25 protein-coding genes are annotated in these 25,362 nt (G+C 61.9%); 8 read left to right on the top strand and 17 right to left on the bottom strand.

Going from position 1 to position 25,362, the window contains the following annotated elements:
* Positions 1-3: 3 nt before the first annotated feature.
* On the bottom strand, positions 4-966 hold the full coding sequence (gene trxB, locus J5M73_RS13610; protein ID WP_060837566.1) for a thioredoxin-disulfide reductase: 963 nt from the start codon (positions 964-966) through the stop codon (positions 4-6).
* 310 nt (positions 967-1,276) lie between these two features.
* Here trxB and cysZ point away from each other — a divergent pair, with 310 nt between their 5' ends.
* Entirely contained in the window at positions 1,277-2,026 is a 750-nt protein-coding gene (gene cysZ, locus J5M73_RS13615; RefSeq protein WP_102861173.1) for a sulfate transporter CysZ, read from the top strand.
* A 45-nt stretch (positions 2,027-2,071) separates the two neighbouring features.
* On the top strand, positions 2,072-3,352 hold the full coding sequence (locus J5M73_RS13620; protein ID WP_102861172.1) for a glycosyltransferase family 1 protein: 1,281 nt from the start codon (positions 2,072-2,074) through the stop codon (positions 3,350-3,352).
* Here the strand turns inward: J5M73_RS13620 and J5M73_RS13625 are convergent.
* From J5M73_RS13625 to J5M73_RS13635, 3 genes are all read right to left on the bottom strand, one after another.
* Entirely contained in the window at positions 3,349-4,452 is a 1,104-nt protein-coding gene (locus J5M73_RS13625) for an NADH:flavin oxidoreductase (protein ID WP_102861171.1), read from the bottom strand. The two genes, J5M73_RS13620 and J5M73_RS13625, sit on opposite strands and share 4 nt — an antisense overlap.
* Positions 4,453-4,638: 186 nt before the next feature.
* The gene (locus tag J5M73_RS13630; RefSeq protein WP_102861170.1) at positions 4,639-5,121 is read right to left on the bottom strand and encodes a glutathione peroxidase; all 483 of its coding nucleotides are present in this window, start codon (positions 5,119-5,121) and stop codon (positions 4,639-4,641) included.
* Between the two features lie 122 nt (positions 5,122-5,243).
* Complete coding sequence (locus J5M73_RS13635) at positions 5,244-5,729, bottom strand: peptidylprolyl isomerase (RefSeq protein WP_102861169.1); 486 nt, start codon at positions 5,727-5,729, stop codon at positions 5,244-5,246.
* Here J5M73_RS13635 and J5M73_RS13640 point away from each other — a divergent pair.
* The 3 genes from J5M73_RS13640 to J5M73_RS13650 are packed head-to-tail and all read left to right on the top strand — an operon-like array spanning position 5,698 to position 9,099.
* Complete coding sequence (locus tag J5M73_RS13640) at positions 5,698-6,036, top strand: DUF3565 domain-containing protein (RefSeq protein ID WP_102861709.1); 339 nt, start codon at positions 5,698-5,700, stop codon at positions 6,034-6,036. The two genes, J5M73_RS13635 and J5M73_RS13640, sit on opposite strands and share 32 nt — an antisense overlap.
* Positions 6,037-6,093: 57 nt before the next feature.
* The gene (gene pta, locus J5M73_RS13645; protein WP_102861168.1) at positions 6,094-8,193 is read left to right on the top strand and encodes a phosphate acetyltransferase; all 2,100 of its coding nucleotides are present in this window, start codon (positions 6,094-6,096) and stop codon (positions 8,191-8,193) included.
* Complete coding sequence (locus tag J5M73_RS13650) at positions 8,194-9,099, top strand: acyltransferase (protein ID WP_207815803.1); 906 nt, start codon at positions 8,194-8,196, stop codon at positions 9,097-9,099. It abuts the gene before it with no gap.
* Positions 9,100-9,219: 120 nt separating this feature from the next.
* Here the strand turns inward: J5M73_RS13650 and cysN are convergent, their stop codons facing one another.
* The 3 genes from cysN to J5M73_RS13665 all read right to left on the bottom strand — a co-directional run bounded on the left by cysN (position 9,220) and on the right by J5M73_RS13665 (position 13,040).
* Positions 9,220-11,118 (bottom strand): sulfate adenylyltransferase subunit CysN, encoded by a 1,899-nt coding sequence (cysN, locus tag J5M73_RS13655; RefSeq protein ID WP_102861166.1) that lies wholly within the window; start codon positions 11,116-11,118, stop codon positions 9,220-9,222.
* Positions 11,119-11,127: 9 nt separating this feature from the next.
* Complete coding sequence (gene cysD, locus J5M73_RS13660; RefSeq protein ID WP_102861165.1) at positions 11,128-12,045, bottom strand: sulfate adenylyltransferase subunit CysD; 918 nt, start codon at positions 12,043-12,045, stop codon at positions 11,128-11,130.
* Positions 12,046-12,281: 236 nt separating this feature from the next.
* Positions 12,282-13,040 (bottom strand): Nif3-like dinuclear metal center hexameric protein, encoded by a 759-nt coding sequence (locus J5M73_RS13665; protein ID WP_207815808.1) that lies wholly within the window; start codon positions 13,038-13,040, stop codon positions 12,282-12,284.
* Between the two features lie 102 nt (positions 13,041-13,142).
* Here J5M73_RS13665 and algW point away from each other — a divergent pair, with 102 nt between their 5' ends.
* The 3 genes from algW to J5M73_RS13680 all read left to right on the top strand — a co-directional run bounded on the left by algW (position 13,143) and on the right by J5M73_RS13680 (position 17,229).
* Positions 13,143-14,297 carry a Do family serine endopeptidase AlgW gene (algW, locus tag J5M73_RS13670; RefSeq protein ID WP_207815809.1) on the top strand — a complete coding sequence of 385 codons (1,155 nt, stop codon included), beginning with the start codon at positions 13,143-13,145 and terminating at the stop codon, positions 14,295-14,297.
* Between the two features lie 85 nt (positions 14,298-14,382).
* Positions 14,383-16,488 (top strand): TonB-dependent siderophore receptor, encoded by a 2,106-nt coding sequence (locus J5M73_RS13675; protein ID WP_207815810.1) that lies wholly within the window; start codon positions 14,383-14,385, stop codon positions 16,486-16,488.
* 12 nt (positions 16,489-16,500) lie between these two features.
* Complete coding sequence (locus J5M73_RS13680) at positions 16,501-17,229, top strand: DUF4198 domain-containing protein (protein WP_207815825.1); 729 nt, start codon at positions 16,501-16,503, stop codon at positions 17,227-17,229.
* A gap of 89 nt (positions 17,230-17,318) precedes the next feature.
* Here the strand turns inward: J5M73_RS13680 and hisC are convergent, their stop codons facing one another.
* The 10 genes from hisC to J5M73_RS13730 form a co-directional block, all read right to left on the bottom strand.
* Positions 17,319-18,371, bottom strand: coding sequence for a histidinol-phosphate transaminase (hisC, locus tag J5M73_RS13685; protein ID WP_207815827.1), 1,053 nt, complete (start codon positions 18,369-18,371; stop codon positions 17,319-17,321).
* Positions 18,372-18,373: 2 nt separating this feature from the next.
* Positions 18,374-19,702 (bottom strand): histidinol dehydrogenase, encoded by a 1,329-nt coding sequence (hisD, locus tag J5M73_RS13690; protein ID WP_047283941.1) that lies wholly within the window; start codon positions 19,700-19,702, stop codon positions 18,374-18,376.
* A 154-nt stretch (positions 19,703-19,856) separates the two neighbouring features.
* Positions 19,857-20,492 (bottom strand): ATP phosphoribosyltransferase, encoded by a 636-nt coding sequence (gene hisG / locus J5M73_RS13695; RefSeq protein WP_016968619.1) that lies wholly within the window; start codon positions 20,490-20,492, stop codon positions 19,857-19,859.
* Between the two features lie 129 nt (positions 20,493-20,621).
* A complete protein-coding gene (murA, locus tag J5M73_RS13700) occupies positions 20,622-21,887 on the bottom strand; it encodes a UDP-N-acetylglucosamine 1-carboxyvinyltransferase (protein WP_102861160.1) in 1,266 nt (421 codons plus the stop codon).
* 22 nt (positions 21,888-21,909) lie between these two features.
* A complete protein-coding gene (locus tag J5M73_RS13705; RefSeq protein WP_011059280.1) occupies positions 21,910-22,149 on the bottom strand; it encodes a BolA family protein in 240 nt (79 codons plus the stop codon).
* A 117-nt stretch (positions 22,150-22,266) separates the two neighbouring features.
* Positions 22,267-22,572: an STAS domain-containing protein gene (locus tag J5M73_RS13710; RefSeq protein WP_102861159.1), complete on the bottom strand. Its 306-nt coding sequence runs from the start codon at positions 22,570-22,572 to the stop codon at positions 22,267-22,269.
* Positions 22,569-23,222 carry an ABC transporter substrate-binding protein gene (locus J5M73_RS13715; RefSeq protein WP_102861158.1) on the bottom strand — a complete coding sequence of 218 codons (654 nt, stop codon included), beginning with the start codon at positions 23,220-23,222 and terminating at the stop codon, positions 22,569-22,571. The genes J5M73_RS13710 and J5M73_RS13715 overlap by 4 nt, the downstream gene beginning before the upstream one ends.
* Positions 23,223-23,233: 11 nt before the next feature.
* Positions 23,234-23,701, bottom strand: a complete 468-nt coding sequence (mlaD, locus tag J5M73_RS13720; protein WP_011059277.1) for an outer membrane lipid asymmetry maintenance protein MlaD — start codon at positions 23,699-23,701, stop codon at positions 23,234-23,236.
* A complete protein-coding gene (gene mlaE, locus J5M73_RS13725) occupies positions 23,701-24,498 on the bottom strand; it encodes a lipid asymmetry maintenance ABC transporter permease subunit MlaE (RefSeq protein ID WP_102861157.1) in 798 nt (265 codons plus the stop codon). The genes mlaD and mlaE overlap by 1 nt, the downstream gene beginning before the upstream one ends.
* A complete protein-coding gene (locus J5M73_RS13730; protein ID WP_102861156.1) occupies positions 24,498-25,307 on the bottom strand; it encodes an ATP-binding cassette domain-containing protein in 810 nt (269 codons plus the stop codon). Before J5M73_RS13730 ends, mlaE begins: the two co-directional genes overlap by 1 nt.
* Positions 25,308-25,362 lie beyond the last annotated feature (55 nt).

The raw sequence follows: 25,362 nt of genomic DNA on the forward strand, positions 1-25,362 counted from the left end.
AAATCAGTGTGCAGCGTTCTGCAGACCGTCCAGGTAACGCTCGGTGTCCAGTGCCGCCATGCAGCCGGCGCCGGCCGAGGTGATGGCCTGACGGTAAACGTGGTCAGCCACGTCGCCAGCGGCAAAGATACCCTCGACGCTGGTGGCCGTGGCATTGCCGTCACGACCGCCCTGCACCACCAGGTAACCGTCCTTGAGGGTCAACTGGCCTTCGAACAGCGAGGTGTTCGGGGTGTGGCCGATGGCGATGAACACGCCGTCGACTTTCAGCTCGTCGAAGCTGCCGTCGTTGTTCTTCAGGCGCGCACCGGTCACGCCCATGTTGTCGCCCAGGACTTCGTCCAGGTTGGCATTGAGCTTGAGGATGATCTTGCCTTCGGCCACGCGGGCGTTGAGCTTGTCGATCAGGATTTTCTCGGCGCGGAAGGTTTCGCGACGGTGGATCAAAGTCACGGTGCTGGCGATGTTGGCCAGGTACAGGGCTTCTTCGACAGCGGTGTTGCCACCACCGACCACCGCCACCGGCTTGTTGCGATAGAAGAAACCGTCACAGGTGGCGCAGGCCGATACACCCTTGCCCATGAACGCTTCTTCCGAAGGCAGGCCCAGGTAACGGGCGCTGGCGCCGGTGGCGATGATCAGGGCGTCGCAAGTGTAGGTCGCGCTGTCGCCGGTCAGGGTGTAAGGCTTGGCAGCGAAGTCCACGGCATTGATATGGTCGAAGACGATTTCGGTTTCGAAACGCTCGGCGTGCTCGCGCATCCGCTCCATCAGCGCCGGGCCGGTCAGGCCGTGCACGTCGCCAGGCCAGTTGTCGACTTCAGTGGTGGTGGTCAGTTGGCCACCGGCCTGCATGCCGGTGATCAGCAGCGGCTTCAGGTTGGCACGGGCGGCATAGACGGCGGCGCTGTAACCGGCAGGGCCGGAACCGAGAATAATCACACGCGAATGGCGTACTTCAGACATGACTCACTCCTATCGACCGGCCCGGGTGCCCTGGCGCGGAACGCCGGATTGCCGGCTGGAATAAAAAAGGACGGTGAAACCTTGGGGAAGGCTTGAACTCGACCGTCCAAAAAATAATGGGTGAAGCGTATAGAGGGGGCGAAGATTAAGGAAATACGGTTTAACAATCCAGCTCATAGGCGGTCTCTATCCTCAGCAGGCCCATTTGAAAGGGTCTTTGTTACCGTTGATGTCGACCTGTTCACGGTGCTTTCGCCCCCCGGGTAAAGCCGGTAAGGTCGGCGCGTTTTCCATCTGCTCGGAGCGTTCTATGCCCGCCCCCGTACTGTCCGGCCCGCAATACCTGCGTGAAGGCCTGAAACTGGTCCTCAGTCCCGGCCTGCGCCTGTTCGTGCTACTGCCCCTGGTGATCAACCTGGTGTTGTTCATCGGATTGATCTATTTCGCCGGCCACCAGTTCAGCCTGTGGATCGACACCCTGATGCCGACCCTGCCGCAATGGCTGAGCTTTCTGAGCTACATCCTCTGGCCGCTGTTCATGGTGCTGGTGGTGTTGATGGTGTTTTTCACCTTCACCATGCTGGCCAATATCATTGCCGCTCCCTTCAACGGCTTTCTATCGGAAAAAGTCGAAATCGTGGTGCGTGGCACTGACGATTTCCCGCCCTTCAGCTGGGGCGAACTGATCGCCATGATCCCCCGCACCCTATCCCGGGAAATGCGCAAGCTCGGCTACTTCCTGCCCCGGGCCATCGGCCTGTTCATCCTGTCGCTGATCCCGGTGGTCAACCTGATTGCCGCGCCGCTGTGGCTGCTGTTCGGCGTCTGGATGATGGCCATCCAGTACATCGACTACCCGGCGGATAACAACAAGATGAGCTGGCAGGAGATGATCGTCTGGCTGCGGCAGAAGCGCTGGCAGAGCCTGGGTTTTGGCGGCATCGTCTACCTGGCGCTGATGATCCCCTTCGTCAACATCCTGATGATGCCGGCCGCCGTGGCCGGTGCGACGCTCTTCTGGGTGCGTGAGCGCGGGATGGAGAACCTGCCGGCCAAATAAGGCTGACGTGTCATAAATCCATCATCCAGACGTCACAATGACGACATGGCCTCAGTCGACACTGAGGTCATGACGACAGCTCTGCACATCACCCTCATCACTGAAACCTTCCCACCGGAAATCAATGGCGTGGCCAATACCCTTGGCCGCCTGTGTGATGGCCTGCGTGCCCGTGGGCATCAGGTGGAACTGGTGCGTCCGCGCCAGGGTTGTGATCAGAGCCGTCCCAGCGACGAGGCCCTGATGCTGTGCCGCGGCTGGCCGCTGCCGGGATACCCGGGGCTGCAATGGGGCCAGTCGTCGATGCATAAACTGCTGCGACGCTGGAAACGCCAACGCCCGGACGTGCTCTACATCGCCACCGAGGGCCCGCTGGGGCTGTCCGCGCTGCGGGCGGCGAAACGTCTGGGAATTTCGGTGGTCAGTGGCTTCCATACCAACTTCCAGCAGTATTCCAGCCAGTACGGCCTGGGTTTGCTGACGCGCTTGCTGACCCATTACCTGCGCTGGTTCCACAACCGTTCGAAGCTGACCCTGGTGCCCAGCGCCAGTCAGCGCCTGGAGTTGGAGCGTCGGCACTTCGAACGCCTGGCCCTGCTGTCCCGTGGCGTCGACAGCCAACTGTTCCATCCGGCCAAACGCCTCAATGAGCTGCGCACCCGCTGGGGCCTGGGCAACGATGATCTGGCGGTGATCCATGTCGGGCGCTTGGCCCCGGAGAAGAACCTGAGCCTGCTCAAGCGCTGCTTCGAGCAGCTCAAGGCCACTTATCCACAGCGGAAGATGAAACTGATCGTGGTGGGTGACGGCCCACAACGCGCCGCCCTGGAGAAAAGCCTGCCCGAGGCCCTGTTCTGTGGCAGTCAGCGGGGTGAAGCCCTGGCGGCCCATTACGCTTCGGGGGATGTGTTCCTGTTTCCCAGCCTCACGGAAACCTTCGGCAATGTGGTGCTGGAAGCCCTGGCTTCCGGGCTGGCGGTGGTGGCCTACGATCAGGCCGCGGCAGCCCAGCATATCCGCCATGGCTACAACGGCGTGCTGGCCATGCCCGGGGATGAAGGCGCGTTCTGTGAGGCCGCCGGCTGGCTGCTGGAGGAAGCGGAAACCCTGCGCCGGGTACGTCTCAACGCCCGGCAACACGCCAGCCGCCAGGGCTGGCCGGCCGTGATCGCACAGTTTGAGGATCAGTTGCGCAGTGTCTGCCAGCCAGCGCCGGTCGTGGATTACGAAGGGATGATCGAAGCAGCGCTGGAACCACGCAGCGCCACAGAGGCACTAGGTGCGGCAAGGAGGCTGCCCCCCTCACCGCCCGGGGCCAGAAGTTAGACCAGGGTCGTCAGTGCTTCACGGCTGAACGGCAGGATGTCCTGCTCACGGCCTTCACGGACTTTCTGCGCCCAATCCGGGTCCACCAGCAGCGCCCGACCCACGGCCACTAGATCGAACTCGTCGTTGTTCAAGCGCTGCAGCAGGTTTTCCAGGCTGGCCGGCTGCGCCACCTTGTCGGTGTTGACCATGAACTGCAGGAACTCGCCGTCCAGGCCGACGCTGCCCACGGTGATGGTGGGTTTGCCGGTGAGCTTGCGGGTCCAGCCTGCCAGGTTCAGGTCCGAGCCTTCGAACTCCGGCTCCCAGAAGCGTCGCGTCGAACAGTGGAAGATATCCACACCTGCATCTGCCAACGGCTTGAGAAAGGCGCCCAGAGCTTCCGGGGTCTGCACCAGACGCGCGCTGTAATCCTGCTGCTTCCACTGGGAGAAACGCAGGATGATCGGGAAATCCGGGCCGACGGCAGCCCGCACCGCCTGGATCAACTCGATGGCGAAACGCGAGCGCTGCGCCAGATCGCCGCCGTATTCATCGGTGCGCTGGTTGGTGCCCTCCCAGAAGAACTGATCCACCAGGTAACCGTGGGCACCATGGATTTCCACACCGTCCATGCCGATGCTCTGGGCATCCTTGGCGGCCTGGGCAAAGGCTGCGATCACTTCCTGGATGTCCTGGTGGGTCATGCCGTGCACCAGCACCTTGCCGTCCTTGAGCTTCTCGGTCGGGCCATAGCCGGGCACGCTGGCGTCCGGCTCGGTGCCCAGGCGCCGCACATTACCCACATGCCACAGTTGCGGAACGATCTTGCCACCTTCGGCGTGGACCGCATCCACCACCTTCTTCCACCCGGCCAGGGCCGCCTCGCCATGGAACTGCGGCACATTGGGGTAACCGTTGGCGGCCTGGTGCCCCACCGTGGTGCCCTCGGTGATGATCAGGCCGACACCCGCAGCAGCGCGGCGACGGTAATACTCGATGACCTTGGCGTTGGGCACGCCACCCGGAGAAAACGAACGGGTCATCGGCGCCATCACTACGCGGCTCGGCAGCTCCAGCGCGCCGAGTTGAAAGGGTTTGAACAAGGCTTGAACAGGCATGCTGCACTCCGACAAAAAGGCTCGAGTCGATACTCGACGCACAAGACTGCGCCGGGTACCTGCCCCGGCGCACTTATGATGAGAATAATATGGCCCCCTCACAGTGCTGCACAGCATTATTGATTTGAGTGATTTAGATGCAAAAACGCCGCATTGCAGCGGCGTGAAAGAGGGGCCCGGCAGTGCTTAGCTCAGGGCTTTTTCGATGGCCTGGACCACAGTCGGATCATCCGGAGCGGTACGGGGCGAGAAACGCGCCAGTACCCGACCGTCCTTGCCCAACAGGAATTTCTCGAAGTTCCAGGTGATATCCCCGGGAAACTCCGCGCCCTCGCCCGCCAGCAAACGGTACAGCTGATGACGCTCGGGACCGTTCACGTCCAGTTTGCTGCTCAACGGAAAAGTCACCCCGTAGTTGAGGCTGCAAAACTCCTGGATCTCCTGCTCGGTGCCCGGTTCCTGCCCGGCGAACTGGTTGCAGGGCAACCCCAGCACGCTGAATCCCTGGGCCTTGTATTGCTGGTAGAGATTCTCCAACGCCGCATATTGTGGTGTCAGACCACATTTGGAGGCGACGTTGACCACCAGCACGACTTGCCCCTTGAAGGGCGCGAGCGGCAGCTCCTGACCATCCAGGGCTTTCAATTTAAGGTCGTGAAAAGCACTCATGACGAACTCCAAATTCCTGTGTTCTTACAGAAAAACAGCCTCTCGACAGTACAGCCAAAAGCCGCGGACTAAAAAGGCGCCCTCGGGCGCCTCTCCAGTAAGCTTGAGCTTAGCGCAGAAAATCAGTGGTGATGGCCACCTTCGCCATGGACGTGACCATGAGCAACTTCTTCCTGGCTGGCATCACGGATGGCAACGATCTTGACCTGGAAGTTCAGGCGCTGACCGGCCAACGGGTGGTTGCCGTCTACGGTCACGTCGTCACCGTCCAGATCACGGATGGTCACGATCTGCATCTGGCCGTCCGGAGCGGACGCGTGGAACTGCATGCCCACTTCCAGTTCGTCGACGCCTTCGAACATGCTGCGGCTCAGGGTGCTGACCAGTTCGGCAGCGTATTCGCCGTAGGCATCTTCAGGTTCCACGGAGACGTTCAGTTCGTCACCGACTTGCTTGCCTTCCAGAGCCTTTTCCAGACCAGGAATGATGTTACCTGCGCCTTGCAGGTAAACCAGCGGGGCGCCGCCGGCAGAGCTGTCGATGACCTCACCAGCATCGTTGGTGAGGGTATAGTCGATGGAGACAGCCTTATTGGCGGCGATCAGCATGGGGCGGGACCTTTTGCATAAGAATGAAGAACGAGCAAGTTTAGCGAAGCAATCGCTCGAAAGCGAACGGAACCCGGACCAACGGAACGTGAAAAATCACTCGACAATCTGCGGTTTCCATCAGGACGAAGAGGGTCATTGGGTGGCCGAACTGTCCTGTGGGCATACCCAGCACCTGCGCCACTTGCCGCCCTGGCAATCCCGGGCCTGGGTACTGGACCCGCAGTTGCGGGCGGAAAAAATAGGCCAGCGCTTTGACTGCGGCTGGTGTGCTCAAGCACCGGATAACGATAACCTTAGCGCCTGACGACCAGGCAGACGGCTGCAGACCGTCGCCTTTGCCATGCACCTTCTGAGAACTCGCATGCAAACTTTTTTTATCGCGCCCACCGATTTTGGTGTGGGTCTGACCTCCATCAGCCTCGGGCTGGTGCGTACCTTGGAACGGGCCGGCCTCAAGGTCGGCTTTTTCAAGCCCATTGCCCAGCCCCACCCCGGTGATACCGGCCCCGAGCGCTCCACCGAGCTGGTAGCCCGGACCCACGGCCTGAAGCCGCCACAACCCCTGGGCCTGGCCCATGTGGAGCGAATGCTCGGCGATGGCCAGCTGGATGAATTGCTGGAGGAAATCATCACCCTCTACCAGCAGGCCGCCATCGGCAAGGACGTGCTGATCGTCGAAGGCATGGTGCCGACCCGCAGCGCCAGCTACGCCGCCCGGGTCAACCTGCACCTGGCCAAAAGCCTGGATGCCGAAGTAATCCTGGTCTCTGCTCCGGAAAACGAAGTGCTCACCGAGCTGTCGGGACGGGTCGAGCTGCAGGCGCAGTTGTTCGGCGGCCCGCGAGACCCGAAAGTGCTGGGGGTGATCCTCAACAAGGTGCGTACCGACGAAAGCATGGAGGCGTTCTCCGCCCGTTTGAAGGAGCACTCGCCCTTGCTACGCAGCGGCGACTTCCGCCTGCTGGGCTGCATTCCCTTCCAGCCGGAACTGAACGCACCGCGCACCCGCGACGTAGCCGACCTGATGGGCGCCCAGGTGCTCAATGCCGGGGACTATGAAACCCGGCGCATGACCAAGATCATCATTTGCGCCCGCACCATGCGCAACACCGTGGAACTGCTCAAGCCCGGCGTACTGGTGGTGACCCCGGGGGATCGCGACGACATCATCCTCGCCGTGAGTCTCGCGGCGATCAACGGTGTGCCCCTGGCCGGCCTGCTGCTGACCAGCGACACCCTGCCCGACCCGCGCATCATGGATCTGTGCCGTGGTGCCCTGAACGCCGGCCTGCCGGTACTGTCGGTCAGCACCGGGTCCTACGACACCGCCAACCAGCTCAATGGCCTGAACAAGGAAATCCCCATCGATGACCGCGAGCGCGCGGAAATCATCACCGACTTCGTCGCCAGCCACCTGGACGCCAACTGGCTGCACCAGCGCTGCGGCACTCCGCGGGAAATGCGCCTGTCGCCGGCGGTGTTCCGCTATCAGTTGATCCAGCGGGCACAGGACGCCAACAAGCGTATCGTCCTGCCCGAAGGCAGCGAACCCTTGACCGTACAGGCCGCCGCCATCTGCCAGGCCCGGGGCATCGCCCGTTGTGTACTGCTGGCCAAGCCAGAGGAAGTGCATGCGGTAGCCCGGGCCCAGGGCATCGAGTTGCCCGAAGGCCTGGAGATTCTCGACCCGGACCTGATTCGCGAGCGCTACGTGGAGCCCATGGTGGCCCTGCGCAAGAGCAAGAGCCTCAACGCCCCCATGGCCGAGCAGCAACTGGAGGACCCGGTGGTGATCGGCACCGTGATGCTGGCCCTGGATGAGGTGGATGGCCTGGTATCGGGGGTCATCCATTCCACCGCCAACACCATCCGCCCGGCCCTGCAACTGATCAAGACCGCCCCGGGCTGCACCCTGGTGTCCTCGGTTTTCTTCATGCTGTTCCCCGAACAGGTGCTGGTCTACGGCGACTGCGTGATGAACCCGCACCCCAGCGCCAGCGAACTGGCGGAGATCGCCCTGCAGAGTGCCGACTCGGCGGCGGCGTTCGGCATTACCCCAAGAGTGGCCATGATCAGCTACTCCAGCGGCGACTCGGCCAGCGGCGAAGAAGTGGAGAAAGTCCGCGAGGCGACCCTGCTGGCCCATGAAGCCCAGCGTTCGCTGTTGATCGACGGCCCGCTGCAATACGATGCCGCGGCCAACGAAAACGTCGCCCGGCAACTGGCCCCCAACAGCCAGGTGGCAGGCAAGGCCACGGTTTTCGTGTTCCCCGACCTGAACACCGGCAACACCACCCACAAGGCCGTGCAACGCAGTGCCGATTGCGTGAGCCTGGGGCCGATGCTGCAAGGCCTGCGCAAGCCTGTTAACGACCTGCCTCGGGGCGCCCAGGTGGATGACATTGTCTACACCATCGCCCTGACCGCGATTCAAGCCGCCAACCGACCCATGGATGTCTAAATGCTGGAATTCCTACCTGCCGCCGTGCGCGGGATCATCGCTTCGATCCTGCTGGCGCTGAACACCATCCTGCTGTGCTCGTTCCTGTTCTGCGTGGCGATCTGCAAGGCCCTGCCCTTCGCCCTCACCCAGCGCTTCACCCACTGGCTGATGAACCACACCCACGAAGCCTGGATCAGCAATAACAAGGCCTGGATGCAGCTGGTGTGCCGCACCCGCTGGCACGTAAAAGGCCTTGAAGGCCTGGATTACCAGCACTCCTATCTGGTCACCAGCAACCACCAGAGCTGGGTCGACATCATGGTCCTGCAGTACGTGCTCAACCGCCGCATCCGCCCGCTGAAGTTCTTCCTCAAGCAGGAGCTGATCTGGGTGCCGGTGATTGGCCTGGCCTGGTGGGCCCTGGGCTTTCCGTTCATGAAGCGCTACTCCAAGGCCTACCTGGAAAAGCATCCGGAGAAAAAGGGCAAGGACCTGGAAACCACCCGCAAGACCTGCGCGAAGTTCCGCAACAACCCGGTGGGGATCTTCAACTTCGTCGAGGGCACGCGCTTCACCGAAGGCAAGCATGCCCAGCAACAGTCGCCGTTCCGCTACCTGCTCAAGCCCAAGGCCGGCGGCATCGCCTTTGTCCTGGATGCCATGGGCGAGCAATTGCAATCGATCATCGATGTGACCATCCACTACCCCGCTGGCCGGCCCGGTTTCTGGGACCTGCTGTGCGGCAGGGTCAAGGAGGTGGTGGTGCGCTTTGAGGAAGTGCAGATTCCACCGCAGTTCATTGGCAAGAATTACGAGCAGGACACGAGCTATCGCCAGGCATTCCAGGGCTGGATCAACCAGCAGTGGCTGGACAAGGACGCGCTGCTGGAAGAACTGCATCGCGAGTATCCGGCAAAGCCCTGAGGGCCTGTTCGCTGGCAGGCCAGCGCCTGCGTAGCTGCACCGTCCTGGCCGGCTGACGCTATCTGCAGCGCACAAAAAAGCCCGCAGCCGATCACTCGGCTGCGGGCTTTTTGCTACGGCTTAGATCACGCCGCGGCCACGCAACAGGTCCAGCACCTGCTTGACGCTCTCTTCCACCGACAGCGCCTGGGTGTCGATCACCAGATCGGCGTTGAGCGGAACGTCATAGGGGAAGGACTCGCCCGGGATGTTGTCCCCAGCGGCAGCGTACAGGCCTTGAGGATCACGCTCAGCGCACACCGCAGGCGATGCCTGGACATACACCGTCAACAGACGATCCTTGCCGATCAGGTCCTTGGCCTGCTCGCGCCCTTCGGCACTCGGCGCCACGAACGCGGCCAGGGTCAGCAGGCCAGCTTCGTTGAACTGACGGGCCACGTGAGCCGCACGGCGCCAGTTCTCGGTACGCCCGGTACGATCCTGTGGCAGGCCCTTGTTCAGGTCGTGCCGCAGGTTCTGGCCATCGAGCACATACACCGCACGGCCCATGTCGAACAGCTTGCGTTCCACCGCGTAGGCCAGGGTGCTCTTGCCCGCGCCCGACAGGCCGCTGAACAGCACGGTGGCCGGTTGCTGGCCGAAGCGCTGGGCACGCTCTTCGGTGGCCACATGAGCCAGCTTGCCATGGTGGGTGGCGCTGCCATGGGCCACTGGCTGGGCGATGATCATGCCGGCGCCGACGGTGCCGTTGGTCAAGCGGTCGATAACGATGAAAGCACCGGTGGTGCGGTTGCTCTCGTAGCCATCCAGGGCAATCGGCGCGTCGAGGCTGATCTTGACCTTGCCGATCTCGTTCAGTTGCAGCGCGCTGGCCGCGCCCTCTTCCAGGGTGTTCACATCGATCTTGTGATTGATGCTGGCAATCGAACCCGGCACGTAACTGGTGGCGCGCTTGATGTCGTACTTCTTGCCCGGCAGCATCGGTTCTTCAGCCATCCACACCAGCATGGCTTCGAAGCTGTCGGTGACCGGCGGCACGTTGTCGGCATGCACCAGCAGGTCGCCGCGGGAGATGTCGATCTCGTCTTCCATGGTCAGGGTCACGGCCTGGCCTGGACCGGCCTGCTCCAGCTCGCCCTCGAAGGTGACGATGGACTTGACCCGGCTGCTCTTGCCCGACGGCAGCACCACGACTTCGTCGCCCTTGTGCACGATGCCGCTGGCCAGGGTGCCGGCAAAACCACGGAAGTTCAGGTTCGGACGGTTGACGTACTGCACCGGGAAACGCAGGTCGGTGAAGTTGCGGTCACCGGCCACTTCCACAGTCTCGAGAATTTCCATCAGCGACTGGCCGGTGTACCAGGGCGAACGCTCGCTCTTGTTCACCACGTTGTCGCCCTTGAGGGCCGACATTGGCACAAAGTGCAGGCTGGTGGGCTGGATCTTCAAACCCTGGGCAAACTTCAGGTAGTCGGCCTTGATCGACTCGAACACACCTTCATCGAAGTCCTTGAGGTCCATCTTGTTGATGGCCACGACGATGTGCTTGATGCCCAGCAGGGAGGCGATGAAGCTGTGACGACGGGTCTGGGTCTGCACACCGTAGCGGGCGTCCACCAGGATGATCGCCAGGTCACAGGTGGAAGCACCGGTGGCCATGTTGCGGGTGTACTGCTCATGGCCGGGGGTGTCGGCGATGATGAACTTGCGCTTGGCGGTGGAGAAATAACGATAGGCGACATCGATGGTGATGCCCTGCTCGCGCTCGGCCTGCAAGCCATCGACCAGCAACGCCAGGTCGATGTCGTCACCGGTGGTGCCGACCTTCTTCGAATCCCGGGTAATGGCTTCCAGATGGTCTTCGTAGATCATCTTCGAGTCGTGCAGCAGACGCCCGATCAGGGTGCTCTTGCCGTCGTCGACGTTACCGCAGGTGAGAAAGCGCAGCAGCTCTTTGCGTTCGTGCTGGCCCAGGTAAGCGAGGATGTCCTCGCTGATCAAATCAGATTGATGCGACATGACAGCCCCTTAGAAATAACCCTGACGTTTTTTATCTTCCATCGAGCCGGCGCCATCATGGTCGATGACCCGACCCTGGCGCTCGGAAGTTCGCGTCAGGAGCATTTCCTGGATGATGTCCGTCAGGCTCTCGGCCTCGGACTCCACCGCGCCCGTCAACGGGTAGCAGCCAAGGGTACGGAAACGCACTTTCTTCTTGACGATGCGGGCTTTCTCTTCATCGGACAGATGCTCGAGGATGCGCTGGTCATCGATCATGATCAGGGTGCCGTTCTTCTCGATCACTTCACGCTCGGCGGCGAAGTACAGCGGCACGATCGGGATGCCTTCCAGGTAGATGTACTGCCAGATGTCCAGCTCGGTCCAGTTGGACAGCGGGAACACGCGGATCGACTCGCCCTTGTTGACCTTGCCGTTGTAGACGTTCCACAGCTCGGGGCGCTGGTTCTTCGGGTCCCAGCGGTGCTTGCTGTCGCGGAACGAGTAGACGCGCTCCTTGGCGCGGGACTTCTCTTCATCGCGACGGGCACCGCCGAATGCGGCGTCGAAACCGTACTTGTCCAGAGCCTGCTTGAGGCCCTCGGTCTTCATGATGTCGGTGTGCTTGGCACTGCCGTGGGTGAACGGGTTGATGCCCTGGGCCACGCCATCCGGGTTGACGTGGGTGATCAGGTCCAGGCCCAGTTCCTCGACCATGCGATCGCGGAACTTGTACATTTCCTGGAATTTCCACTGGGTATCGACGTGCATCACCGGGAACGGCAGCTTGCCGGGGAAGAACGCCTTGCGGGCCAGATGCAACATCACGGCGGAGTCTTTACCGATGGAGTACAGCATCACCGGGTTGTCGAACTCGGCGGCCACCTCGCGGATGATGTGGATGCTTTCCGCCTCCAGCTGTTTCAGATGCGTCAGTTTGTCGACCATGGCTACTCACGAAAGCTTTCTTATGGACGGCCAGCGGGCCGTGTTCGAGCGGGGCATGCTAGCACAGCGACCTGCTTCTAATCAGGACGCCAACTAGAACGAAACGGTATATGAATATACCGCTCCGTTAGCCCCCAAACGCCCCCTCTATAGGAGCTGGCTTGCCAGCGAAGGCGCTTGCAAGCGCACTTCAGGGCTGAAGATCTTTTTGCCGGCAAGCCGGCTCCTGCACGGGGTCAGATCGGGTTGGGGCAGTCGATGAACAGATGCTCCAGGGCGAAGCGCCGGGCCAGGTAGTCGCCCAGGGCCTGGACGCCGTAACGCTCAGTGGCGTGGTGACCGGCAGCAATGAAGCTGATGTCGTTTTCCCGGGCGCTGTGGAAGGTCTGTTCCGAAGCCTCACCACTCAGGTACAGGTCAACGCCGGCCTGGACCGCCTGGTCGATGTAGCCCTGGCCGCCGCCGGTGCACCAGCCGACCCGACGGATCATCTCGCTGCCTTCGATCAGCAAGGGTTCGCGGCCCATCATTTCTTGCACCCGCCGGGCAAAGTCCCGCGCCGTCATGGGTTCGCTGAGGGAACCGACCAGACCGACGACCTTGGGGTTCTCCGGGTCCAATGGGCCTTCCACGGTGATATCCAACTGCCGGGCCAACTGCACGTTGTTGCCCACCTCCGAGTGCAGGTCCAGGGGCAGGTGATAGGCCAAGAGGCTGATGTCGTGCCTGAGCAGGGTTTTCAACCTACGCTGCTTCATTCCGGTGATGCAGGGGTTCTCGCCTTTCCAGAAGTAGCCGTGATGCACCAGCACCAGATCGGCCTTGGCCTCCACGGCTGCGTCCAGCAACGCCTGGCTGGCGGTCACGCCACTGACGATGCGCATCACCTGCGGGCGTCCTTCGACTTGCAAGCCATTGGGGCAATAGTCGGCGATACGTGAACTGCCCAGGTAGCGGTCCGCTTCTTCCACCAGTGTGCTCAGGGCAACGGCCATAAAAGACTCCTAAATATCCCGTTCAGAGGCGCGCGCGGCCTCGTATAATGCGCGACATTATGGGCCGTGCGCAGCCCTTCGTAACCACCCAGGACTTGCTCAATGCTCAAGGCTCTGCGTTTTTTTGGCTGGCCGCTACTGGCCGGCGTGCTTATCGCGTTGTTGATTATTCAGCGTTATCCGCAATGGGTCGGGCTACCCAGCCTGGACGTCAACCTGCAGCAAGCTCCGCAAAGCACCAGTACCCAGCAGGGGCCAGTCTCCTACGCCGATGCGGTACTGATTGCCGCGCCCGCGGTGGTCAACCTGTACACCACCAAAGTGATCAACAAACCCGCGCATCCGCTGTTTGAAGACCCGCAGTTCCGGCGTTTCTTCGGCGACAACCTGCCCAAGCAGCAGCGCATGGAGTCAAGCCTGGGTTCCGGGGTGATCATGAGCCCCGAAGGCTACCTGCTGACCAACAACCACGTGACCTCCGGCGCCGAGCAGATCGTGGTGGCGCTCAAGGATGGCCGTGAAACCCTGGCAAGGGTCATCGGCAGCGATCCGGAAACCGATCTGGCGGTACTCAAGATCGACTTGAAAAAACTGCCTTCGATCACCGTCGGCCGCTCGGAAAGCGTCCGTGTCGGTGATGTCGCCCTGGCCATCGGCAACCCGTTCGGGGTCGGCCAGACCGTGACCATGGGCATCATCAGCGCCACCGGGCGCAACCAGTTGGGCCTGAACAACTACGAAGACTTCATCCAGACCGATGCCGCGATCAACCCAGGCAACTCCGGTGGCGCACTGGTAGACGCCAACGGCAACCTGACCGGGATCAACACCGCCATCTTCTCCAAGTCCGGCGGTTCCCAGGGCATCGGCTTCGCGATCCCGATCAAACTGGCCATGGAGGTGATGAAATCGATCATCGAGCATGGCCAGGTGATCCGGGGCTGGCTGGGCATCGAAGTGCAGCCGCTGACCCAGGAGCTGGCAGAGTCCTTCGGCCTGGCCGGGCGGCCTGGAATCGTGGTGGCCGGGATCTTCCGCGACGGTCCGGCGCAGAAGGCCGGTATGCAGCTGGGTGATGTGATCCTCAGCATCGACGGCGAACCCGCCGGCGATGGTCGTCGTTCGATGAATCAGGTGGCACGGATCAAGCCGACGGACAAAGTCTCGATCCAGGTCATGCGCAACGGCAAGGAACTCAAGCTGACCGCAGAAATCGGCCTGCGTCCACCGCCCGCACCGGTCAAAGAAGAAGAGTGAATGTGCGCCCGGCCATGCCGGGCTAACAACATACATTCTCATCAGTCATGTTATATTGTTTCAATATTGCTATTGGAACAGCCCGATGACGTCCCGAAAAATCCTCCCCTTGGCAGGCCTGACCCTGGGCCTGCTGGCAGACCCGCTGCTTGCCGAAGAACCGCAGTCGCTGGAACTTGAAACCACCCGCATCACCACCGAATACGAGTCTGCCAGCGGCCCGGTCAAAGGTTACCGGGCCACTCGCTCGGCCAGCGCCACCAAGACTGACACGGCAATCCGCGATATCCCGCAGTCCATCAGCGTGATCCCCGCCAGCGTGCTCAAGGACCTGGGCAGCAGTAACGTCGAGCGGGCCCTGGAGTTCGCCGGCGGAGTCTCCAAGCAGAACAACTTCGGCGGCCTGACCCTGTATGAATACAGCGTGCGCGGCTTCACCACCTCGGAGTTCTACAAGGACGGTTTCAGCGCCAATCGCGGTTATCCCAGCACCCCGGATGCGGCCAATATCGAACGCATCGAAGTGCTCAAGGGACCGGCGGCCAGCCTTTATGGCCGGGGCGATCCCGGCGGCACGGTGAACATCGTCACCAAGAAACCTCAGCCCGAAGCCTTCGCCACCCTGCAGACCAGCGCCGGCAGCTGGGACCGCTACCGCACCGCCCTGGACCTCAACACCCCGCTGGATGACCAGGGCAACCTGCTGTCCCGGGTCAACCTGGCGGTGGAGGACAACCACAGCTTCCGCGACCATGTGGACAGCCGCCGGTTGTTCGTCGCCCCCTCCTTCAGTTGGCAGCTGAACCCGGACACCAGCCTCTTGGTGGAGAGCGAGTTCGTGCGCCACAGCTCGACCTTCGACCGCGGCATCGTCGCGCCCAACAATCGCTGGAGCGGCGTCTCGCGCTCGACCTTCCTCGGTGAACCCAACGACGGCAACATCGACAACCACAACACCATGCTCCAGGCCGCCCTGGAACATCACCTCAACGACAGCTGGAAGCTGCGCCTGGCCAGCCACTACAAGGAAGGCAAGTTGTGGGGCTTTGCCTCGGAAACCCGCCCGTTGAATGCCGACCAGCACACCGTCAACCGGCGCTATCGCGAGCGCGACAACAACTGGCACGACAGCATCACCCAACTGGAACTGCGCGGCCTGTTCGACATCGGCAGTTGGCAGCACGAACTGCTGATCGGCAGCGAATACGAGAACTACCGCAAGAACGAGCGGGTCACCACCATCGCCGGCGGCGCCTACGCTGTCGACATCTACGACCCGATCTACGGCCAGGCCAAGCCCAACGGCAAACGTTCCGGCACGGACTTTTTCGAACATGTCGAAAGCCAGGCCCTCAACCTGCAGGACCAGATTGTCTTCAACGACCGCTTGCGCGGCATGCTCGGCGCCCGCTTTGAACATTTCGAGCAACGGATCGACGACCACACCACCGGCAAGCGCAGCCGCCAGAGCCACGACGCCCTGACCCAGCGCGCCGGCCTGCTCTATCAACTGACTCCGCAGTTGGGCCTGTTCGCCAACGCCTCCACCTCGTTCAAGCCCAACAACGGGCTGGATGCGGCCGGCAAGACCTTCAAGCCCGAGGAAGGGGTCGGTTATGAAGTGGGGATCAAGAGCGAGCTGTTCGACGAACGCCTGAGCGCCACCCTCGCCGCCTTCCATATCGACAAGGAAAACGTCCTGGCCCTGGACCCCGGCACCGACTCCAGCCGCGCCGTGGGCAAGGCCCGCAGCCAGGGCTTCGACGTGCAAGTGACCGGCCAGTTGAGCGATGCGGTGCGGGTGATTGGTGCCTATGCGCTGATCGATGCCGAGGTCACCAAGGGTGATCGGGCGATCCCCGCCGGCAGTCGCATACTCGGCGTGGCCAAGCACAGTGGCAGCCTGTTGGGCGTCTATGAGTTCCAGGGCGGACGACTCAAAGGCTCGGACGTCGGCGCCGCCCTGACCTACGTCGGCGATCGCTCGGGCGAGGCCGGAGGCCGCTTCGAGTTGCCCGCCTACCGCACCCTGGACCTGCTGGCCCACTACAAGGCCAGTGACAACCTGACCCTGGGCCTGAACCTGAACAACCTGTTCGACGAGAAGTACTACGAGCGCTCCTACAGCAACTACTGGGTCACGCCCGGCGAGCCGCGCAACTTCACCGTCAGCCTGACACTCAACCTGTAGCCGGAAATCGCCATGCACAACCTCAAATCAATCGCCCTGCTGGGCCTGCTCGCCACCCTGGGTACAACCCAGGCCTCGGCCCACGGTCTGTGGACCGAACAGCGCCGCGGCAATATCGAAGTGATCTACGGCCACGGCGCCGAAGACGACGCCTTCAAGGCCAAGAAGGTCAGTGGTGCCTGGGCCTACGACGCCGCAGCCAGAATGATTCCGGTGAGCGTGCAACGCCTGGCCGACCACGCGCGCCTGCAACCACTCAAGCCAGCGGCGGTGCTGGCCGTGGCGCTGGACAACGGTCCGTGGTCGCAAACGGCGGACAAACGCTGGGTCAACCAGGGGCGCAGCAAAGTCCCGGGGGCCATCGCCTCGACCCACACCTTCAAGTACAGCCTGGCGATCTATCAAGCGGGGGCGAAGCTGCCCAAGCTGGAACACCTCAAGCTGCTGATCCTGCCGGAAGTCGACCCGCTGACCGTGGGCCAGGGCAATAGCCTGCCGGTACGGGTACTGCTGGATGGGCAGCCCGTGGCTGGGGTCAAGTTGATCGGCGACTACCGCAATGCACCGAGCACCCTGAGCACCGAAACCGATGCCCAGGGACGCGCTCAAGTGTTGGTGAGAAATGAAGGCTTGAACGTGATTGCCGCAGAGCTTGAAGTACCGCTCAAGGACGACCCGGATGTGGCTTCACGCGGCCTGTTCAGCTCCCTGACCTTCCTCGGCGAGCCGCACCACGAGTGAGAGCAGCCGGTGGCTGCAGCTACAAGCTTGTAGCTGCAAGCCAGAGGCTCCAAGCATTGGCTCTGGGCTTCTAACTTGCAGCCTGCGGCTTAAAGCTGCCCCAACCCGTCGATCAGCGCCTGGTTCTGCTCCGGCGTGCCGATGCTGATGCGCAGGAATTGGGCAATCCGTTCCTGCTTGAAGTGACGCACGATCACCCCTTGCTCACGCAGCTTGGCCGCCAGGCCGGCTGCGTCGTGCTGCGGGTGGCGGGCAAAGATGAAGTTGGCCGCCGACGGCAGCACTTCAAAACCCTTGGCCTGCAACTGCGCCACCACCCACTCGCGGCTGTCGATCACCAGCTGACAGGTCTTGGCAAAGTACTCGCGGTCCTCGAAGGCCGCCGCTGCACCCACAATGGCCAGGCGATCCAGAGGGTAGGAGTTGAAGCTGTTCTTGATCCGCTCCAGGGCCTCGATCAGGTCCGGATGCCCCACCGCCAGGCCCACCCGCAGGCCGGCCAGAGAGCGCGACTTGGACAGAGTCTGGGTCACCAGCAGGTTGGGGTAACGGTCCACCAGACTGATGGCGGTCTGGCCACCGAAGTCGATATAGGCCTCGTCCACGACCACCACCGAATCCGGGCTGGCCTGAAGGATCTGCTCCACCGCGTCCAGGGCCAGCAGGCAGCCGGTGGGCGCATTCGGGTTGGGGAAGATGATCCCGCCGTTGGGCTGGGCGTAGTCGGCCACACGGATCTGGAACTGTTCGTCCAGAGGCACCGCCTGGTAGTCGATGCCGTACAGGCCGCAATACACCGGGTAGAAGCTGTAGCTGATGTCCGGGAACAGCAGCGGCTTATCCTGCTGCAGCAGGCCATGGAAAATGTGCGCCAGGACTTCGTCGGAACCGTTGCCAAGGAACACCTGATTGCCCTGCACCCCGTAATAGCGGGCCACCGTCTGCTTGAGCAGGTCGCTGTTGGGGTCGGGATACAGGCGCAGGTTGTCGTTGAGCTCGGCCTGCATCGCCGCCAGGGCCTTGGGCGACGGGCCATAGGGGTTTTCGTTGGTGTTGAGCTTGACCAGCTTGGTCAGCTTGGGTTGCTCGCCCGGCACGTAGGGCACCAGGTTCTTGACGAACGGACTCCAGAATTTGCTCATGTTCATTGCCCCTGATCTTGGTCGTCGACGATGCGGTATTCGGCGCTGCGGGCGTGGGCGGTCAGCGACTCGCCACGGGCCAGCACCGAGGCGGTCCGGCCCAGCTCGGACGCGCCCTGCTCGGAGCAGAAAATGATCGACGAGCGTTTCTGGAAGTCATACACCCCCAGTGGCGAAGAGAAACGCGCGGTGCCGGACGTGGGCAGCACGTGGTTCGGCCCGGCGCAGTAATCGCCCAGCGCCTCGGAGGTGTGACGGCCCATGAAGATCGCCCCAGCGTGGCGGATCTGCGGCAGCCAGGCTTGCGGGTCGGCCACCGACAACTCCAGGTGCTCGGGGGCAATGCGGTTGGCCACGTCCATGGCTTGCTGCATGTCGCGAACCTGGATCAGGGCGCCACGGCCATTGATCGAGGTGTTGATGATTTCCGCGCGCTCCATGGTCGGCAGCAGCTTGGCGATGCTCGCCGCCACCTTGTCCAGGAACTCGGCGTCCGGGCTGACCAGGATTGCCTGGGCGTCTTCGTCGTGCTCGGCCTGGGAGAACAGGTCCATGGCGATCCAGTCCGGATCGGTCTGGCCGTCACAGACCACAAGGATCTCCGACGGACCGGCGATCATGTCGATCCCGACCTGGCCGAACACATGGCGCTTGGCAGTGGCCACATAGATGTTGCCCGGGCCGACCACCTTGTCCACCTGGGGCACGCTTTCGGTGCCGTAGGCCAGCGCGGCCACGGCCTGGGCGCCACCGATGGTGAACACCCGGTCAACCCCGGCGATGCAGGCAGCGGCCAGTACCAGCTCGTTGACCTCACCACGGGGGGTCGGCACCACCATCACCACCTCGGTCACGCCCGCCACCTTGGCCGGGATCGCGTTCATCAGCACCGATGACGGGTAAGACGCCTTGCCCCCCGGTACATACAAGCCGGCGCGGTCCAGCGGCGTGACCTTCTGGCCCAGCACCGTGCCGTCGGCCTCGGTGTAGCTCCAGGAGTCCTGCTTCTGCTTCTCGTGGTAGCTGCGCACCCGCGCCGCGGCCTTCTCCAGGGCTTCGCGCTGGGCCACGGTGATTCGGGTCAGGGCCAGTTCCAGGCGCTCGCGCGGCAGGATCAGGTCGGCCATGGAGGCCACTTGCAGGCCGTCGAAACGCTGGGTGAACTCCACCAGGGCCGCATCGCCGCGCTCGCGCACGGCCTTGATGATGTCCAGCACCCGCTGATTGACCGAATCGTCAGAGACACTTTCCCAGCTCAGCAGATGATCCAGATGACGGGCGAAATCCGGGTCGGCAGCGTTGAGTCGGCGAATTGCAGTCGGAGCGGTCATAGCGAAGGCCTCAATGATTGGCGAGTGCACAAAAGGGCAAGCTTGGATTTGCAAAGCTCAGGCGCCGCAAGACTACCAAGCCATCCGCGTGGGCACCTGAGCATTCTGGCTATGACGCGGATAGATGGGCGCGGCTCAAGGCCACGCATGTGAATCAGCCGCGGTGTCGCGATTCCACTGCCTTGCGCAGGGTATCGATCAACGCCTGGATACGGGCGTGCTGCATCTTCATCGATGCCTTGTTGACCACCAGGCGGGAGCTGATGGTAGCGATCAGTTCCTGGGGCTCCAGACCGTTGGCCCGCAGGGTGTTGCCGGTGTCGACCACGTCGATGATCTTGTCCGCCAGACCGATCAGCGGCGCCAGCTCCATCGAGCCGTAAAGCTTGATGATGTCGACCTGACGGCCCTGCTCGGCGTAATAACGCTTGGCCACGTTGACGAACTTGGTGGCCACGCGCAGGCGCCCCTTGGGTTCGACGGCGCCAATCGCACCGGCAGTCATCAGCTTGCACTGGGCAATCTGCAGGTCCAGCGGTTCGTACAGGCCCTGGCCGGAGTACTCCATCAGGACGTCCTTGCCGGCCACCCCGAGGTCGGCGGCGCCATGCTCGACATAGGTCGGTACGTCAGTGGCACGCACGATCAGCAGGCGAACGTCGTCCTGGGTCGTGGGGATGATCAGTTTGCGGCTCTTGTCCGGATTCTCGGTTGGCACGATGCCCGCTTCAGCCAGAAGCGGCAGCGTGTCGTCGAGGATACGGCCCTTGGACAGTGCGATGGTCAACATGAGTAACGTAAGTCCTTATGCGGCGACTGATGCCCGGACGCAAACGGCGCCAGACATGCGTCGAGCCTGAAGACAGGCTCGACGTGGAACTGATTCAGCGTTGGGCACCTCCCTATGCCCGTCATGCTACTAGCCCGGTACGCGGCGGATCTTGGCGCCGAGCATCTGCAGCTTCTCTTCGATGCACTCGTAACCACGGTCGATGTGGTAGATGCGGTCGATCAGGGTGTCGCCTTCGGCCATCAGGGCCGAGATCACCAGGCTGGCCGAGGCCCGCAGGTCGGTGGCCATGACTGGCGCGCCCTTGAGGATCTCGGTGCCGGTAACGATCGCGGTGTTGCCTTCGACCTGGATCTTGGCGCCCATGCGGTGCAGCTCGTACACGTGCATGAAGCGGTTTTCGAAGATGGTCTCGATGACCGCGCCCGTGCCTTCGGCAATCGCGTTCAGGGAAATGAACTGCGCTTGCATGTCGGTCGGGAACGCCGGGTACGGAGCAGTACGCACGTTGACCGCCTTGGGGCGCTTGCCATGCATGTTCAGCTCGATCCAGTCGCTGCCGGTGGTAACCTCAGCGCCCGCTTCCTTGAGCTTTTCCAGAACGGCTTCAAGGATGGTCGGATCGGTGTCCTTGACCTTGACCCGGCCACCGGTGACGGCTGCGGCCACCAGGTAGGTACCAGTTTCGATACGGTCAGGCATCACTTTGTAGATCGCCGAATGCAGACGCTCGACGCCATCGATGGTGATGGTGTCGGTGCCAGCGCCGGAAATCTTCGCACCCATGGCGATCAGGAAGTTCGCCAGGTCGACGACTTCAGGTTCGCGGGCGGCGTTCTGCAGCACGCTGCGGCCCTTGGCCAGGGCAGCGGCCATCATGATGTTCTCGGTACCGGTCACACTCACGGTATCGAAGAAGAAGTTAGCACCGCGCAGGCCGCCTTCAGGCGCCTTGGCCTTGATGTAGCCGCCCTCGACATCGATCACCGCGCCCATGGCTTCCAGGCCGCGAATGTGCAGGTCCACTGGACGCGAACCGATGGCGCAACCGCCAGGCAGGGCCACTTCGGCTTCGCCGAAACGGGCAACCATCGGCCCCAGGACCAGGATCGAGGCGCGCATGGTTTTCACCAGCTCGTACGGCGCCACCAGGGTCTTGATGGTGCGCGGATCGATTTCGACGCTCAGTTTCTCGTCGATCACCGGCTCGATGCCCATGCGACCGAACAGTTCGATCATGGTGGTGATGTCGTGCAGGTGCGGGAGGTTGGCCACGGTGACCGGGCCATCGCACAGCAGGGTTGCTGCCAGAATCGGCAGCGCGGAGTTCTTGGCCCCGGAAATGCGGATCTCGCCATCAAGGCGAACGCCGCCGGTAATAATCAATTTATCCATAACAGTCTCGACGCCCTTGGGCTCAGGTGCGCTCGGCCCAGGCCGCGCGGCTGAAAAATTTCATAGTGATCGCGTGGATGCTGCCATCGGCAATCCATGGATTCAAATGGGCATAGATGCTCTGCTGACGCTTCACCGGGCTCAAGGCCGACAGTTCGTCGCTAATCACGTTCAGCTGAAAGTTGCAGCCTTCGCCCTCAACTTCTACCTGAGCTCCGGGCAGCTTTCCCTCAAGAAAGCTCTTCACTTCGTTGGCCTGCATGCTCAACCTCAATCGGCGCCCTGTGCGCGCGGGTCGGACATCATACAAAAAAGCCCCGCGCCTGCGAACCCCGCATAGCAGGACTCTGACGGGGGGCTTCTATATAGATGTGGGTTACTACGGATGGAGAAGGATCTCGGTGACCCCGGATACTTCGGCAATTTCTCGCATGTCTTCGGGCAAGGCACGAACACTCACTGCCTTGCCCAGGTCCTGGGCATCACGCATGAAGGCCAGCAGCAGGGCCAGGCCGACACTGCTGGACTTTTCCACCGCCGAACAATCCAGCACCAACGCCGCAGCGCTGCTCGACTTGATCAATGCCTGGCCCTGCTTGCGCAGACCCGGGCCGCTGCGATAATCCAGCACACCGCTGATCAGCAACTCCCCGGCGTCCCCGAGGCGTACGGCGGACTCGCTCATTGCGCAACCTTATCTGCGGCGTCTTCGGTCACTTCCTTGGCCTTGGCCACTTCGCCGGCCCAGCCGTCGATGGTCTTGTCCAGGTTGTTGCCGTTACGCTGCATGGCATCGGCGAACTGATCACGGAACAGCTTGCCGATATTGATGCCGTTGATAATCACGTTACGCACTTTCCACTCGTCGTTGATCTTCTCCAGGGTGTAGGACACCGGGTAGATCGCGCCGTTGTTGCCCTTGACCTGCATATCCACGCTGGTACGGGTACCGCTTTCATCCTTGGCCGGAGAAACAGTGATGCCCTGGTTGTTGTACTCCAGCAAGGCATTGCCATAGAACTGCATGAGGCTGCGCTTGAAGTTTTCCTGGAAGCGCGCCATCTGCTCCGGAGTGGCCTTGCGCGAATACTTCACGGTCATGATGCTGCGGGAGATGCCATCGGCGTCCACCACCGGACCGACAATACCGTTCAAGGCGTTGTAGAAGTCGTTCGGGCTTTGCTTGTACTTCTCTTTATTGGCCGCCAGATCCGCCAGCAGACGGGTGGTCGTGTCCTGCACCAGATCATGCGCGGAAGGCGTGCTTGCCGCATTGGCCAGCAACGGCAGGGCCGCCAGCAGGACCAACAAGCCACGTCGCAAGATAGAGATCATCGAAAAACTCCTCATTTGGCGTCTTTGCTAACGGTATTGAGCAGGAATTTACCGATCAGGTCCTCCAGCACCAGCGACGACTGGGTGTCGTGGATGGTTCCACCATCCTTGAGCAAGGCTTCTTCCCCGCCCACGCTGATACCGATGTACTTCTCACCCAACAGGCCAGCCGTCAGGATAGATGCAGTGGAGTCGGTCGGCAGATTATCCACACGCTTTTCCAGTTGCATCGTCACCCGGCCGGTGAAGCTGTCACGGTCCAGATCGATCGCTGTAACCTTGCCGATGGTCACACCGGCCATGGTCACCTTAGCTCTGACCGTCAAACCGGCGATATTGTCGAAGTAGGCGTAAAGTTTATAGGTATCGGTGCTCGCAGTCGGAGACAAGCCACTGACCCGCAGGGCAAGCAACAGCAAAGCCAGGATGCCGGCCAGCAGAAAAAGGCCGACACCGATTTCCAGGGTGCGGTTTTGCATCAGAAATCTCCAAACATCAAGGCGGTCAGAATAAAGTCCAAGCCGAGTACGGCCAACGAGGCATACACCACGGTCTTGGTAGTGGCACGGCTGATCCCCTCTGAAGTGGGCTCACAGTCGTAGCCTTGGAATACGGCGATCCAGGTCACTACAAACGCAAAAACAATACTTTTGATCACACCGTTGAGCACGTCACCGGTGAAGGTCACGCTGTTCTGCATGTTCGCCCAGTAGGAACCGTCATAGACGCCCAGCCAGTCGACAGCCACCCAGGAACCGCCCCAGATTCCCACCACGCTGAAAATCATCGCCAGCAACGGCAGGGAAATGAAGCCGGCCCACAGGCGCGGCGCAATGATGTACTTGAGTGGATCGACCCCGATCATCTCCAGGCTGGAGAGTTGCTCGGTGGACTTCATGTTGCCGATTTCCGCGGTCAGCGCCGACCCGGCACGACCGGCGAACAGCAACGCAGTCACCACCGGCCCCAACTCCCGCAGCAAGGTCAGGGCAACCATTTGCCCGACGGCCTGCTCCGAACCGTAGCTGGACAGAATGTTGAAGCCCTGCAGCGCCAACACCATGCCAATGAAGATCCCGGACACGACGATGATCACCAGGGACATCACGCCCACCGAATGCAGTTGCTTGACCAGCAGGCCAAAACTGCCGCCAATGCCGCCGCGCCCCAGCAACGCATGAAACAGGAACAGCGTGGAGCGCCCCAGTACCGCCAGGACATCGATGCCTGAGCGACCGAAGAGGCGAACCCTCTCGATTAGCGATATTTTGCGCATCAGCGCTTCCCCAGAAGATCTGCGCGGTAGTCCGTCGCTGGAAAGTGAAACGGCACTGGGCCGTCGGGATCGCCCTTCATGAATTGACGGATACGCGGATTGTCGGAGTCCATCAGTTCGTCAGGAGTTCCCTGCCCCAATACCTGGCCATCGCCGACCACATAGAGGTAATCGGCAATGCTCGCGGTTTCCGCAAGATCGTGGGACACCACGATGCTGGTAATGCCCAGGGCATCGTTGAGCAGGCGAATCAAGCGCACCAGGACGCCCATGGCAATCGGGTCCTGGCCCACGAAAGGCTCGTCGTACATGAGAATCTGCGGGTCCAGGGCGATGGCCCGGGCCAGGGCGACCCGACGCTTCATGCCGCCGGACAGCTCGTCAGGCATCAGGTCGACGGCACCGCGCAGGCCCACCGCCTGTAGCTTGAGCAGCACGATGTCACGAATCATTTCGTCCGGCAGCTCGGTATGTACCCGCAGCGGAAAGGCCACGTTCTCGAACACGTCCAGGTCGGTGAACAGCGCACCGCTCTGGAACAGAACGCCCATTTGCTTGCGTGCATCGAACAGATCGCTGCGCGAGAGGGTCGGCAGATTCTGGCCGTTGACCCACACTTCGCCGCTGCTGGGCCGCAATTGCATGCCCATCAAGCGCAACAGGGTGGTTTTTCCGCAGCCTGAAGGCCCCATGATGCCGGTGACCTTGCCCCGCGGAATACGGATATCCACGTTATTGAAAATGCTGCGCGTACCGCGCTTGAAGGACAGTCCCTTCAGCTCGACCGCGTAGGCGTTATCGGCACTCATCTAAACTCCTTGCGATGCAGCCTATCACTCGGACGCTTGGCTCCCTGCCGGGAGT

Source organism: Pseudomonas sp. 50_B, assembly GCF_017491625.1.
Classification (GTDB): Bacteria; Pseudomonadota; Gammaproteobacteria; order Pseudomonadales; family Pseudomonadaceae; genus Aquipseudomonas; species Aquipseudomonas danubii.

Excerpts from the sequence above, each read along its gene's own strand:
- J5M73_RS13730 (WP_102861156.1), bottom strand. The coding sequence starts at position 25,307 with ATGAGTGCCGATAACGCCTACGCGGTCGAGCTGAAGGGACTGTCCTTC.
- J5M73_RS13625 (WP_102861171.1), bottom strand. The coding sequence starts at position 4,452 with ATGCCTGTTCAAGCCTTGTTCAAACCCTTTCAACTCGGCGCGCTGGAG.
- mlaE (WP_102861157.1), bottom strand. The coding sequence starts at position 24,498 with ATGCGCAAAATATCGCTAATCGAGAGGGTTCGCCTCTTCGGTCGCTCA.
- pta (WP_102861168.1), top strand. The coding sequence starts at position 6,094 with ATGCAAACTTTTTTTATCGCGCCCACCGATTTTGGTGTGGGTCTGACC.
- J5M73_RS13705 (WP_011059280.1), bottom strand. The coding sequence starts at position 22,149 with ATGCAGGCCAACGAAGTGAAGAGCTTTCTTGAGGGAAAGCTGCCCGGA.
- J5M73_RS13680 (WP_207815825.1), top strand. The coding sequence starts at position 16,501 with ATGCACAACCTCAAATCAATCGCCCTGCTGGGCCTGCTCGCCACCCTG.
- cysZ (WP_102861173.1), top strand. The coding sequence starts at position 1,277 with ATGCCCGCCCCCGTACTGTCCGGCCCGCAATACCTGCGTGAAGGCCTG.
- J5M73_RS13650 (WP_207815803.1), top strand. The coding sequence starts at position 8,194 with ATGCTGGAATTCCTACCTGCCGCCGTGCGCGGGATCATCGCTTCGATC.
- J5M73_RS13675 (WP_207815810.1), top strand. The coding sequence starts at position 14,383 with ATGACGTCCCGAAAAATCCTCCCCTTGGCAGGCCTGACCCTGGGCCTG.
- J5M73_RS13630 (WP_102861170.1), bottom strand. The coding sequence starts at position 5,121 with ATGAGTGCTTTTCACGACCTTAAATTGAAAGCCCTGGATGGTCAGGAG.
- J5M73_RS13710 (WP_102861159.1), bottom strand. The coding sequence starts at position 22,572 with ATGAGCGAGTCCGCCGTACGCCTCGGGGACGCCGGGGAGTTGCTGATC.
- hisG (WP_016968619.1), bottom strand. The coding sequence starts at position 20,492 with ATGTTGACCATCGCACTGTCCAAGGGCCGTATCCTCGACGACACGCTG.
- cysN (WP_102861166.1), bottom strand. The coding sequence starts at position 11,118 with ATGTCGCATCAATCTGATTTGATCAGCGAGGACATCCTCGCTTACCTG.
- hisD (WP_047283941.1), bottom strand. The coding sequence starts at position 19,702 with ATGACCGCTCCGACTGCAATTCGCCGACTCAACGCTGCCGACCCGGAT.
- J5M73_RS13715 (WP_102861158.1), bottom strand. The coding sequence starts at position 23,222 with ATGATCTCTATCTTGCGACGTGGCTTGTTGGTCCTGCTGGCGGCCCTG.
- murA (WP_102861160.1), bottom strand. The coding sequence starts at position 21,887 with ATGGATAAATTGATTATTACCGGCGGCGTTCGCCTTGATGGCGAGATC.
- mlaD (WP_011059277.1), bottom strand. The coding sequence starts at position 23,701 with ATGCAAAACCGCACCCTGGAAATCGGTGTCGGCCTTTTTCTGCTGGCC.
- trxB (WP_060837566.1), bottom strand. The coding sequence starts at position 966 with ATGTCTGAAGTACGCCATTCGCGTGTGATTATTCTCGGTTCCGGCCCT.
- J5M73_RS13635 (WP_102861169.1), bottom strand. The coding sequence starts at position 5,729 with ATGCTGATCGCCGCCAATAAGGCTGTCTCCATCGACTATACCCTCACC.
- J5M73_RS13665 (WP_207815808.1), bottom strand. The coding sequence starts at position 13,040 with ATGGCCGTTGCCCTGAGCACACTGGTGGAAGAAGCGGACCGCTACCTG.
- J5M73_RS13640 (WP_102861709.1), top strand. The coding sequence starts at position 5,698 with ATGGAGACAGCCTTATTGGCGGCGATCAGCATGGGGCGGGACCTTTTG.
- algW (WP_207815809.1), top strand. The coding sequence starts at position 13,143 with ATGCTCAAGGCTCTGCGTTTTTTTGGCTGGCCGCTACTGGCCGGCGTG.
- J5M73_RS13620 (WP_102861172.1), top strand. The coding sequence starts at position 2,072 with ATGGCCTCAGTCGACACTGAGGTCATGACGACAGCTCTGCACATCACC.
- hisC (WP_207815827.1), bottom strand. The coding sequence starts at position 18,371 with ATGAGCAAATTCTGGAGTCCGTTCGTCAAGAACCTGGTGCCCTACGTG.
- cysD (WP_102861165.1), bottom strand. The coding sequence starts at position 12,045 with ATGGTCGACAAACTGACGCATCTGAAACAGCTGGAGGCGGAAAGCATC.